The following is a 12389-nucleotide window of genomic DNA, read 5'->3' on the forward strand; positions in this document are numbered from 1 at the left end:
GTGTCCGGAATAATGATGTTTTGTGGTGGTTTTCTTTGGGGAACCTGGATGGCTGATCGGTAACCGTTAATTCAACTAATCATGAGAAAAAATATTTATTGTGTTTTATTGCTGCTTTGCAGTATCTGTACTGGGCTATGGGCTCAAGGCAAGCAGGTTGATAGCATTGCACCGCTTTATGTGGGTGCAAAGCTGCCACGTTCGTTTCTTGCTTTAGAGAGTAGGGTGCTTAAAGGCATGGAACTGTCTACGGCTTCGCTTTCGGGTGATTTTAATAAGCTGATTATTATTGATTTCTGGGCAAGCTGGTGTGGGTCCTGCCTGAAAAAGTTTCCGCTGTTGGAGGAAATGCAGGAAAAGTTTCCTGATGACCTTAAAGTGTTGCTGGTGAATTCCGTTGGCACGGGTGATACGGTTGCTTCGCTGATTGTGAAGGCTAGGCCGGATGGGGCTTTGGCTGGGCTGGGGCTGCCATTTGTGGTGGAGGATAAGCTGTTTTTGAAGGCTTTTCCACACCGGGCTATCCCGCATTATGTCTGGATCATCGGTGGAGAGGTAGCAGGGATTACTTCAAGTGATTTTTTGACAGCAGAAAACGTGGTGATGATGGTGGAGCGTAACCGTATGTATGTGCAGGCAGTGAGTAAATTAAAGCGGTTTAGGGAGCCGGGATATTAGTTATGCGCAGGATTATTATAATGTTTGTTTTGCTTTTTTGTGTTTCCCGTTTGAAAGCGCAGGAAGCTTTGAAAGGTGTAGTGGTGGATGGAAATGGGAAAGGGATTGCAGGAGTGGTGGTAAAAGTAGGGGTTGGTGGACAGGTGTTAACCAGGGATGATGGCTCGTTTGCGTTGGGGATAAAGGCCGGGAAAGTTAAATTGTCGTTTTCGGCGATGAACTTTGTCAGGCTGGATACTGTAGTGTCGTTGCCTTTTACTGGTTTGTTTTCGGTAGTGCTCAGTGGAAAGGACCAGGATCTGGGAACGGTGGAAGTGAGTACTGGTTATCAGACGCTGCCTAAAGAGCGGGCGACGGGTTCGTTTTTAAAGTTATCGGGTAAATTGCTCAATGAGCAGGTGGCTACGGATATTGTTTCCAGGCTGGAAGGGGTGACCAGTAGCTTGAGCATAGACCGTAAGAGTAATGGTGGTGAAGGGTACGGGATTATTATCCGTGGGATTGGTACGCTGCAGGGGCCGCGAAGCCCGCTGGTAGTGTTGGATAATTTTCCTTATGAAGGGGATCTGGGCAACATTAACCCAAATGATGTGGAGAGTATTACCGTGCTGCGTGATGCAGCTGCGGCATCTATATGGGGTGCGAGGGCAGGGAATGGGGTGATTGTGATCAATACCAAAAAGGCGAGGTTTAATGATAAACTGAAGGTGTCTTTTTCGGGCAACTTGAAAGTGACTGCAAAGCCTGATCAGTATTACCAGAGCAGGATTAGTGTAGGTGATTTTATAGATCTGGAGAATTATCTTTTTGATAAGGGCTATTACAGCAGTTTTGAAACAGACAATTCTCACCCGCCGCTCTCTGAGGTGGTTGAACTGCGTATTGCAGCGCGCGATGGGCTGATCAGTGCTACAGATGCGCGTTTGCGGATTGATGCTTTAAGGGGCTATGACTTGCGGGAGCAGCTTAACCGTTATGTCTTTCAGAACGCTACTGCCCAGCAGTACAGTTTGCAGCTGGGGGCTGGTACGGAGAAAAGGAACTGGCTGCTATCGGCAGGTTTTGACCATAATGTCAGCTCGCTTGCTGCGCCTTTTAGCCGTTATAATGTAAAGACGGAACAGAATTTTAAGCTTGGCAAGCGGTTAACGCTGACCGGAAATCTGATGCTGACCCTTTCTAACATTAAAAACGGTAAAACAGACCCGTCGCAGATCAACTCCGCTACTGGTATCCTTCCACCTTATACGCAGTTGGCCGATGAGTCGGGAAATGCGCTTTCAGTAATCAGGGATTACAGGACGGGCTATATTAATGGTGCCGGAAACGGTAAACTTTTGGACTGGTCTTATTATCCGCTGGAGGATGATAAGTATGCCAGCTCGGTAAATAAAGTGAACGATGTTTTGGCATCGCTTCGGGCAGCTTATCAGCTGACCGGGTGGTTGAAACTGGCCGGTACCTACCAGTTTGAGCAGCAGGATGGGCAGATCACGAGGATCAATAGTCCACAAAGTTATTATGTGCGTAACCTGGTGAATGTGTTTTCTTCTATTGATGCCTCCGGGGCGTTAAAGCGAAATATCCCACTGGGCAGTATTCGCGATCAGGATTATTCCTTACTGTCAGCGCATAATGCAAGGGTGCAGGCAGATATCAATAAAGTGATGGGCAGGCATTCGCTCTCGGGGATTATTGGTGGAGAAATCAGGAGCACGGGCGTCGAGACCAGCACAGGGCGGATATATGGGCTAAATGAATCCACCTTAACCACTTCGGTTGTAGATTACCTGAACTCCATTAAAACCTTTGTTACCGGAAGTACCCAAAATGTGCCAAACAGGGACGCTATGGGAAGAACGCTCAACCGTTATGTTTCGCTGTTTGCCAACCTGGCCTATACCTTTGATGAGCGCTATACGCTTTCATTGAGCGGGAGGAGGGATGCATCCAATCTGTATGGCCTCAATACTAATGATAAATGGACCCCCTTATTTTCTTCTGGGTTTGGCTGGGAAGTTTCCAAAGAGAAATTCTGGGGAGGGGGCCTCGTTTCTTTCTTGAAACTCAGGACCACATTTGGAGCAAGCGGGAACACTGACCCAAGGACTACGGCAGTGACTACGATTACTTACTTGGGCTTCAATTCTGTATTTACCCAAAGCCCTTACGCGGTGTTTAGTAATTATGCCAATCCGGATTTAAAGTGGGAACGGGTTTTTATGTTCAATGCGGGGCTCGACTTTGCTTTACGTGGAAACAGGATAAAGGGCAGCCTGGAATATTACCGCAAAAAATCTGTCGATCTTTTGGCGCAGACCCCGATAGACTTGACGGCAGGGGTGGGTGCTACGCTGGTGAAGAATTCAGGGGTGTTATCGGGGGATGGGCTGGACCTGGAACTCAGCAGCCGAAATATAACGGGCAGGTTCAGCTGGTCGTCGGACTTCTTTCTGAACTATTATAAAGATAGGGTGATTAAGAATTACAACAGCACTTTTAATGGCAGGGGAAAACTGGGCGGGGATGTTAATTATACAGGACTTGTGGGTTATCCCCTTTATGGGATGATCTCTTTAAAATGGGCGGGGCTGGACCCTGCAACAGGCGATCCTCAAGGGATATTGAACGGGGCGGTGAGTAAAAACTACGATGCGCTGATGGGGAGCTCGCTTAAATTCGAGGATATGGTATACCACGGTACCGCGCTCCCCATACTTACCGGCGGGCTGGGCAATAGTTTTGCTTATGGTGGTTTTACGCTAGCTTTCAGGATGAGCTTTAAGCTGGGGTATTATTTCAGGAAAAATGCACTCGATTACGGTTCGCTCATGATAGCTAGGCAAGGGCCTGCTGACTACGCCAGCAGGTGGCAAAAACCGGGTGATGAACTCAAGACCAATGTGCCGAGCCTGATTTACCCCAACTCGGACCTCAGAGATGAGTTTTACTGGGGATCGGAGATCAACGTATTAAAGGGCGACCACATCCGGATGCAGTATGTGAACTTAGGATATGATTTTAAGCCTGCCGTTTTAAAAAAGACAGGCTTTTCCAAACTGCAGGTGTTCGTAGTGGCGAGTAACCTGGGGATCATCTGGCGGGCCAACAAAGAAGGGATCGATCCGGATTATGTGGGCATACCTGATTCAAGGGGCATTGCATTTGGTTTAAAAACAACTTTATAAGCTTAAGCGATATGAAAAAGTTAATTTTTTTAAGCATGATGGTGCTTTTGTTTTGCAGCTCATGCAAGAAGTTTCTGGACGAGAAGTCCAACCAGAACCAGGCCATACCTGAAACGCTGACAGACCTGCAGGCTTTGCTCGATCAATATCAGGTGCTGAATTATGTAGATGGGAATGCGGCCGAAATCAGCACGGATGATGTGTACCTGAACGATGCAGACTTAGCTGCACGGCCTGAAAATGAGCGCAACATGTATACCTGGCAGCGCAGCAATATCTTTTTACAGGATGGTAATGAATGGTTTTATAATTACAGGGCCATTAACCGTACCAATGTGGTGTTGGAGGTTATCGTTAAAATTGGCAAAACTGCCAGTAATGCTGCCGAATGGAACAATGTTTCAGGCCAGGCCTATTTCATCCGGGCGAAAAACCATTTGCGTGGACTTTATATATGGGGTAACGCCTATGGTGAACAGTCGCAGTCAGATTTGGGCGTACCACTCAAGCTGGCGTCTGACTTTAATGTGCCCTCGGTGCGGGCAACTGTTGCGCAAGGTTATGCGCAGGTAATCTCCGATCTGCAAAGGGCAGCTCAGGCGCTTCCGCTTAAAGCGGTACATGTGATACGGCCCTCTAAACCTGCCGCTTATGGCCTGCTCGCCCGGGTTTACTTATCTATGCGCAATTACGAACTGGCAAAGTTGTATGCTGATTCCTGTTTATCGCTAAAGGCTGATTTGCTGGATTATAATACGTTAAATGCAGCAGCAAGTTATCCCATTGGGCAATTTAATGTTGAGGTAATGCAGGATAGTTACTTTACTTCTTTGATGCTGAGCAATGCAAGGGGCAAGATCAATCCAGCGCTTTATGCGCTCTATGAGGCGAATGACTTGCGAAAGACTGTATTTTTCAGTGACAACAAAAACGGAACTTATGGTTTTAAGGGAAGCTATGAAGGAAATTCGAATCTCTTTAGCGGCGTGGCTGTAAATGAGATCCTGCTGATCAGGAGCGAATGCCTGGCCAGGGCCGGCAGGCTTGTAGATGCGTTGGCTGATTTAAACCGTTTGCTGCGCAACCGGTATAAGAAAAATACTTTCTTGGACAGGACAGGAAGTGATCAGCAAGCGGTGCTTACTGAAGTTCTTTTGGAGCGCAGAAAGGAACTGCTGCTCAGGGGGCTGCGGTGGGTAGATGTGAAAAGGTTGAATATGGAAAATGCAGGTATTTCTTTTAGCAGGAGCTATAAAGGTGTGACCTATCAGCTTAAGGCTAACAGTACGGGCTTTACCCTTCCGATCCCCGAACGGGTGATCGAGGTAGCAGGTCTTCCGCAGAATCCTTAAATGCAATGGTGCAGCATTAATCTGCACCATTGACTACTGTTATTGCTCTCTGGCTGAAATCAATTCTTTAGAGTTCAGAACGGCCTGGTTGTCTTTACCTGAAAGGTAGGTAGACAGCGAAGTTTCGATGGCAATCGTGCAAGGTACTTCCGGGTTCCCGCTACATTCGAACGAAGAAGGGCTTTCCGCAGGTTCCCATGAGCTCGTCTCGTAAACAGGGCCATTACCGGTTTTGTAGTGGTAGTAAGTGGTTTTTTTGTTGGTGAATGCACTTTGTGAGGTGATAAGGCCGAACCCTAATACAAGGGCTGCAAGGCCTAAGTTGAATTTTTTTGACATGATATTTAGTTTTTAAATGATCTCCGCTAAGGGAGGATAAATGAAGTCGATCTGGTTGTATGGTCTGGCGATCAGTTGATTGTTTTCGTATTGGATAGGACCGGTATCCCGGGTGTGATGATTACTCTTTGTCACGAACCTCCTGCTTTAGGTAAATAGTTAAGCTAGTTATAGCTAGTGTGGTGAATACAAGATTAAAAATGAGATGCGATTTCCATCCGAGGCCATTTAATACCCCGCCGCAGCTGCAGGGTGTCTTGCTGAAATAACCTGCCAGTACAAGCGTGATGTAGGCGGTGAAAGCTAGTAGCAGTAGCGTTGAACCCAGCAGACCAAGTATTACGGTCCTTTTGAAACATAGCAGGAGTGCGGTAATAAGTTCTGCCGGGATCAAAAAATACAATAGAAAATCTGCCAGCCAGTCTGGAAAAGCCTGGTTGTGGAGCTGCTCATCAAAAGTTGTAATTGTGAAGAGTTTACTGAATGCCGCATAACTAAATAACAGTACGAGCAGTGGCGGCACGGTTAATTTAAGGATTGCTTTCATGATAGACGAATTATGAAACAAATTAATGGGGATTAGAAAAGTTAAAACAGTATGAGATGGGTATTATACCCTTTTAAACAAGGATGAGATGAAAGAAAGCGGGTCTATGGTTTACCGGTTTTTACCGAAGGTATTTTTAAGGGCACCTTATTATAGCTTCAGTGGTTATGATCTTTCGCGATTGCCAGAGGTACTTCAGGAGTGGGCTTTCCGGAATGCTGTATTTCTGGCGAGTGCCGGGTTTTATCACTTGCTGGAAAAAAAGGAATTTGATTTCGATCGGTTAACAGATAAGGAGAAGCATAGCCTATTCAAATATTACAATCGGATGTGCTTCAGGTCTACACCCTTCGGTAGCTTTTCGTCATTTACTTTACTCCAGTGGGGGAGCGGCGGTCAAGTGAGGCTCTCTGAGGCAGATGAGTCGGTACTTCACCTGTTGCCGGACCAGGCGATGTTAAGGGAACTAAAAAACAGGGTGGATAGCGATCTGGCTGAAACGTTGATAGTTAACCCGATGTTGTACAGGTTTAATGATGTTTTGCGCTACACGAAATCAGCTTTGGATGATCGGGGCAAGTTTAACTTTTCCCTGCAGGGGATAGCTGCCGAAAAATTTAATGTGAAGCTGATCGCATTTTTAGATTCAAAAAAGGTGTCAAAAAAAGTAGCAATAAGCTGGGTGATGGAGCATGGTGAATGCTCAACTTCAGAAGCAGCAGATTACATCGGCTTTTTGCTAGATGCAGGGGCTATATTTGCTGCCAGTCAGGGCGGGGTCATTGATCAGGAGTTGATTCAGGATTTTCCCAGCTTACCGGGTTGGAAGGATTTCTGGAAAAATAACTCCAAAATCACTTTATCAGATGGTGTATCCCTGTCAGTTTTGGCCCGGGATATCACCAGGATTGGGGCTGATCCAAAATTTAACAAAGAACAGCCCTTCTATGCAGCCCTGGAAAGGCCGGTTAAGGTTGGAGGGCCTGATAGTGTTCAAAAGGAAGAGCTCTCCCGTGCAGTCCGTATTTTACAATTATTAAACGTGGCGGAGCAGCCTGCTGACCTGTCGCGCTTTATCCGGGATTTCCAGTCCCGCTTTGATCAGGAAAAGGTGCCTTTGCTACTGGCGCTGGATCCCGATAGCGGACTGCATTATGCGGATATGGAACCGTCAATGCCTGAGCAGGATATCTTAGAGGATATGCCGTTTGCTAACGGTAAAGAAAAAAACAGGAGTCTTGCCTGGCATACCACCCAGCAGTTTATCTTCAGACTGTGGGTAGGGAACACCCTCCGCGACCCCTGGGCACCCTTGCAAATCAGCGACGATGATGTGACGAGGCTTGAAAATGAAGTAGGGCCTGGTTTGCCTTTGCCCCAGACGCAGGCGTTGATGTATCGTTCGACGGGAGAATACCTGATTATGGAGAGTTTGGGCGGAGTGACTGCCACCGCGCTTATCGGAAGGTTTTCATGTTTTAGTGACAGCGTATACCGCCTATGCCGTGAACTTGCTGAAATTGAAGCTGCAGCAAACCCCGATATTGTCTTTGCCGATATCGCGCAGCAATCTGACAGCCATGTAGATAATATCAATCGCCGTAAACCCATTTATGTTCATGAGATACCGCTTAATGTATATCCCTCACAGCCGGCTGAAAACCTTGTGCTTCCAGCAGATCTCCTGCTTTCCCTGAAGGGAGAGGAACTGATACTGGAGTCTGTTAAATTGAAGCAAAGGGTAGTACCTCGCCTGGCAACTGCCTATAATTTTCGCAATAACCATTCCCCGGTTTTCAGGCTTTTATGTGATCTGCAGTTTCAGGGCCTGCAAGCCGGACTTTCATTTAGTCTTGAAAACTTTTTCCCCGGCCTGAATTATTATCCGCGGGTTTGTTATGGAAAAGTTGTTCTTTGCCTCGCCAAATGGATTTTCAGGGATGCTGATATCGCACACTTATCTTTAAAGGATAATCATGTTTTGATTCAAGCCCTGGATAGCTTCCGCAAAAAGCACCACCTGCCCCGCCACATCTCTTTGGGGGAGACAGATCAGCAATTGGTGTTTGATCTGGCCGACCCTGCTGAGGCTAGTTTTTTCCAGCAGTGCATTGAAGGATCAAAGCGCGTGACGATCCAGGAATACCTATTGCCTGACCGGTCTGTACTTGCCGGTAAAAAGCCGGTTGCTGGACAAATGGTTGCTTTCCTGGCTCACCAGAATAATATTTATAAGCCTTTAAAAAAGGAGAATATCTCTATCAAGGGCGAAAAGCAACGTGATTTTTTACTGGGAAGCGGCTGGTTATACTTTAAAATTTTTTGTATCCCCCGTGCCTCGGATGAAATCCTTACGAACGTGATCTTCCCTTTTATCAAAAGTCAGAAAAAGCGGATCAAAAAGTGGTTTTTCATCCGCTACAACGAAAATGGTTATCACCTGCGCTTGCGTATAATGGCAGCCGAAGATGATTTGGGAGCGATAATAGTAGCCTTGCGTAAAAAAATTGAAATATCCGGACATGAGAAACTCGTCCGGGATTTTCAGGGAGATACCTACCGCAGGGAGATTGAGCGTTATGGTGCTGCGCTCATTTCAGAGGTTGAGGGCCTTTTTTATGCAGGGAGTAATCTTGCGGCAGCTGTCTTAACCTTAAGGCGGAAAGGAATGCTTGAACTTAGCGAATTTGAACTGGCTATGTTTACGGCCTATCAAATGATTACTTGTTTTTTGCCGTCTCTGGCGTCTATCACGGAATACCTCTCAAGGGTAGCCGGACGCTTTATGGGTGAGTTTAATGCCGGTAAGCCCCTGAAAGTTGCAATGGATGTCAAGTACCGGGAGATGAAATCGGTTTTGGCAGACTTATCCGAAAGCGGCGCTTTATCAAAACATCTTTCGCCGGTTTTAAAGCAAATGTCGGTTCTAAATGAGCTTACAAAAAAATATTCGGAGGATAAAAAAATGGAGCTGTTGGCAGATTTGGTACATATGCAACTGAACAGGACTTTTTCCGTCAACCAGAGGCAACAGGAATTGCTGATTTATTATTGCCTGCAAAAGTATACGGCCTCGCTCAGGGCCCGTGAAAAATCTTTGGGCTAGTGATCGCTTTTGTCTCTTTTACTAATCAATATAGTTGGCTGAATTTTTTCCCGGAAGGATGTGCGGTAGGTGCTACCGATTGGGATGCTAACCTCCCCGGTCAATCTTACCTGGCCGTATTCCAGGGAATTAATGACTGCATGATTGATGATATAGGACTGATGGATCCTGGAAAAACTTTCGATGGGCAGTTTGGAAAGGACTTCTGCCAGAGTAAGGTAAGTGGTCACTTTTTCATCATTCATATGAATGATGATATAGTTGCCAATGTTTTCAATATAAAGGATCTTCGAGATCGTGATCCGGTTAAACTTTCCTTTAATGTTACTTTTAACAAAAAAGAATGGATTAATACTGGCCTGATCTGTCGCACTGCTGATGTTTGAGCGTACCCGGGTAACCGCCTTTAAAAACCGGGTGTAATTGATAGGCTTTAACAGGTAATCTACTGCATTTTTCTCAAAGGCTTCCGGCGCATATTCCCGGTAGGAGGTTGTGAAAATAATGTTGCTTGCAGAGCCGATAAGGTCAGCCACATCAAGGCCGTTGAGTTGAGGCATATCGACATCTAAAAGGATAATATCAGGTGTGGTAATCTTACACAGTTCTTCGAGTGCTAGCAGCGGATTGGTAGAACTGCCGGCAAGTTTGAGGCCCGGAGTTTGGTTGATATATTTTTCGAGTATCTCTATCGAATGATATTCATCATCTATGATATAACAGGTTAAGTTCATAATTGAAGAGTTAAGGTAAGTTCATAAAAATCTCCGGGGTCATCGATTTTCAGCTGGTAGCCACTTCTATAAAATGCATCCAGGCGCAGCCGGATGTTTTGTAGGCCCACTGCTTTCCGTATGCGGGGATGTTCGTTCTTTGATTTTTTTAGGTTCCGGCTGTAAAAAGTTAATAATCCGTTTTCATCTACCGTCAATTTCAGGACGGCTGTGGAATCCGCTTGTGTTAGGTCTCCATGCTTGAACACATTTTCTGTCAGCGTAAGCAGGATGAGGGGGATTATTTTATTGCTCTTAAAATCACCATCCCTCTGCAGATTAAGATGTAAGGGGTCTTTGAATCGGTAGCGGTTGATCGCGACGAGATTATCGATCTGTTCGACTTCCCTATCCAATTTGATCTTTCCATCTGGATCTGCTTCTTCCAGGCTGAAACGCATGACCTCGGATAATAGCCAAATGCATTGTGCGGCATCATTGGAATATTTTTGGGTGCTATTGTAGACGAAATTCAGTGCGTTAAAGAGCATATGGGGGTTAATCTGTTGTTGCAGATAGGCATTGCGTGATTTGGTAAGCTGGGTTTCTAGCTCTGCTTTTTCTTTTTCAATAATTAACTCTCGCTTTTCAGCTTCTAGGGTCTGTCTTTTAAAGAATGCAATGTGACCGGCCGACCAATAAAACAGCCCTAGAATTGTGAAGAGTAGGACCCTCATTATATTCCGTTGGAAGAAATTCTCCACATATATGGTTGTAATCGGTGGTCTAGCTGGCGAACTACTAAGCAAATAATCCGCGCCAGATTTAATTATAAGGTATAAGCCGAGCAATAAGAGATACCCTGCCATACCTTTGAGATATCGATGTTTCCGTACTTTGAACGTATAGCTCAACAGTGCTGCAAATACGTAAAAAAAAGAAATATTAATAGAGTAAAAAAATAAGTAGACGTACAGTTTTTCCAGTTTGCCGTAGGCGATATACACCATTGTCAATTCATAGGTGATAAAAAATGCCCAGCAGATAATGTGTATCAGAAAAGTTTTTTTGAAAGATTTTGTTACGGCTAGTTTTAACATATTCTGTGCGAGGATCGCTATTTTAATTCCAAAACACTCCAAATCTGTAATAAAGATTTTTGAAGGTTCATAAAGTCTTAATTTACCATAAAAAATATAAAATCATGAAAAATTTACTTAAACTTCCAAAGAAAAAAATGATCTCAGTGAGCAACTTTAAACCAACAGAACGTAGGTTCAAAAAAAAAGATACTGATACTGATATGACCAGTATTACTACAAGTATCACCAGTACCCATTTGTTATAGAATAGTTGTGACGGCGTTGGAATGATTAGCATGATGCTTAAAGATGAACTGCACAGTATTGAAGAACTGTTATGCGCTAGGGAAACTGCAATCACTTTTATTGGCGAAGAACCAGTTTTTCAATCAAAATCTGAGCAACTTTTTGAGGCATGGAAAATGACTGCATTTTCAGAGATCTCCGATCAAAGTTTAAGGCGTTATTTCTATTATCAGCTGGAGGGTATCCTGAAACTTTCGGATACCCTCTTTAGCATGTCGGGTATCGATATTCCTGGAAAGCAACTGAGACCTTTACTACCTCTTCTTGATCATTTAAAGCGATATTTTCCTAATTATTTCAACCAGGACGCTATTGCGCCTATAGCCTTTCATCAACGCTCAGTTGAACAATGGAGGGCAGATGTTCAGTCGCTGAAAAGCAAAATTAAAGAAGCAGAAATAAGCGCTGAGATAAAAAAATCGGCTTGCAAATGGGTGGAGGAACTGGCTATGATTAATTACACCAGGCGATATACCTTTCGGGAAATAGCCTATTCTAAGTATATTATTGAGCAAATGCTTTTGATTGATATCTCTTCAGATAACGCTGAAGACAATCTCATCTCTTTTCTTTCCAGCGCTAATTTTAACCACCTTGCTTTTTTAGTTTACAGACAAAATAAAATCCATCAGGAATTGAAATCTTTCGTTTCTCTTGAGGATAAAATCAACTATCTAGCCACTCGAAAGGCTATTGTTTCAGCTTCTCCTGAGGTGGAAAATTTAGCTTATAATATATCATGGCCATCGATTAAAACAATGTTTGGAGAGTGGCTCAAAGAAGAAATCCTGCTGTTAGAGAATTGTTCAAATAAACACCTTCAGTTAGCTGTTCCCAGACTACCATTAGAATTGTCAGTTGCTCACCTGTCTTGCCTGATTCGGTTACTCTACGAAGAAAGTGTTTTTGCCACACAAAACCTTCAGTCTATTTTTAAATGTTTTGCCAGCTATTTTCAAAGCAAAAGACAGGCTGTAATTTCTCCGGGAAGCCTGAGCAAAGAATTCTACAGTATTGATCAGCATACTGCCGCGCGTGTGCGGGATTTGTTACAGCGCATGATCCAGCGGATCAACCG

The 12389-nt window shown here is 44.7% G+C and carries 9 protein-coding genes; 5 read left to right on the forward strand and 4 right to left on the reverse strand.

Annotated elements, in window-relative coordinates:
* The first annotated feature begins 81 nt into the window (after nt 1-81).
* The 3 genes from OC25_RS17805 to OC25_RS17815 are packed head-to-tail and all read left to right on the forward strand — an operon-like array spanning nt 82 to nt 5218.
* Nucleotides 82-678, forward strand: a complete 597-nt coding sequence (locus OC25_RS17805; RefSeq protein WP_039478831.1) for a TlpA family protein disulfide reductase — start codon at nt 82-84, stop codon at nt 676-678.
* 50 nt (nt 679-728) lie between these two features.
* The gene (locus OC25_RS17810; protein ID WP_167335409.1) at nt 729-3866 is read left to right on the forward strand and encodes a SusC/RagA family TonB-linked outer membrane protein; all 3138 of its coding nucleotides are present in this window, start codon (nt 729-731) and stop codon (nt 3864-3866) included.
* Between the two features lie 11 nt (nt 3867-3877).
* Nucleotides 3878-5218 (forward strand): RagB/SusD family nutrient uptake outer membrane protein, encoded by a 1341-nt coding sequence (locus tag OC25_RS17815; RefSeq protein WP_039478837.1) that lies wholly within the window; start codon nt 3878-3880, stop codon nt 5216-5218.
* Between the two features lie 39 nt (nt 5219-5257).
* On the opposite strand, the gene OC25_RS17820 is transcribed toward OC25_RS17815, so the two are convergent.
* Together OC25_RS17820 and OC25_RS17825 are read right to left on the reverse strand one after the other, a co-directional pair.
* On the reverse strand, nt 5258-5557 hold the full coding sequence (locus OC25_RS17820; protein ID WP_039478840.1) for a hypothetical protein: 300 nt from the start codon (nt 5555-5557) through the stop codon (nt 5258-5260).
* A gap of 121 nt (nt 5558-5678) precedes the next feature.
* Entirely contained in the window at nt 5679-6104 is a 426-nt protein-coding gene (locus OC25_RS17825; protein ID WP_052266292.1) for a MauE/DoxX family redox-associated membrane protein, read from the reverse strand.
* Between the two features lie 88 nt (nt 6105-6192).
* Between OC25_RS17825 and OC25_RS17830 the strand changes: the two genes are divergently transcribed.
* Nucleotides 6193-9210 (forward strand): lantibiotic dehydratase, encoded by a 3018-nt coding sequence (locus OC25_RS17830; RefSeq protein ID WP_039478843.1) that lies wholly within the window; start codon nt 6193-6195, stop codon nt 9208-9210.
* Here the strand turns inward: OC25_RS17830 and OC25_RS17835 are convergent.
* The gene (locus OC25_RS17835; protein WP_052266293.1) at nt 9207-9944 is read right to left on the reverse strand and encodes a LytR/AlgR family response regulator transcription factor; all 738 of its coding nucleotides are present in this window, start codon (nt 9942-9944) and stop codon (nt 9207-9209) included. The genes OC25_RS17830 and OC25_RS17835 overlap by 4 nt on opposite strands.
* Nucleotides 9941-11023, reverse strand: coding sequence for a sensor histidine kinase (locus OC25_RS17840; protein ID WP_156131522.1), 1083 nt, complete (start codon nt 11021-11023; stop codon nt 9941-9943). The genes OC25_RS17835 and OC25_RS17840 overlap by 4 nt, the downstream gene beginning before the upstream one ends.
* A 278-nt stretch (nt 11024-11301) precedes the next feature.
* Here OC25_RS17840 and OC25_RS17845 point away from each other — a divergent pair.
* On the forward strand, nt 11302-12389 hold a 1088-nt coding region (locus OC25_RS17845; protein WP_156131523.1), incomplete at its 3' end, for a hypothetical protein.

The organism is Pedobacter kyungheensis (genome assembly GCF_000812965.1).
Classification (GTDB): domain Bacteria; phylum Bacteroidota; class Bacteroidia; order Sphingobacteriales; family Sphingobacteriaceae; genus Pedobacter; species Pedobacter kyungheensis.

Coding starts and splice junctions, on each gene's coding strand:
- OC25_RS17805 (WP_039478831.1), top strand. CDS start 82: ATGAGAAAAAATATTTATTGTGTTTTATTGCTGCTTTGCAGTATCTGT.
- OC25_RS17815 (WP_039478837.1), top strand. CDS start 3,878: ATGAAAAAGTTAATTTTTTTAAGCATGATGGTGCTTTTGTTTTGCAGC.
- OC25_RS17820 (WP_039478840.1), bottom strand. CDS start 5,557: ATGTCAAAAAAATTCAACTTAGGCCTTGCAGCCCTTGTATTAGGGTTC.
- OC25_RS17825 (WP_052266292.1), bottom strand. CDS start 6,104: ATGAAAGCAATCCTTAAATTAACCGTGCCGCCACTGCTCGTACTGTTA.
- OC25_RS17830 (WP_039478843.1), top strand. CDS start 6,193: ATGAAAGAAAGCGGGTCTATGGTTTACCGGTTTTTACCGAAGGTATTT.
- OC25_RS17835 (WP_052266293.1), bottom strand. CDS start 9,944: ATGAACTTAACCTGTTATATCATAGATGATGAATATCATTCGATAGAG.
- OC25_RS17840 (WP_156131522.1), bottom strand. CDS start 11,023: ATGTTAAAACTAGCCGTAACAAAATCTTTCAAAAAAACTTTTCTGATA.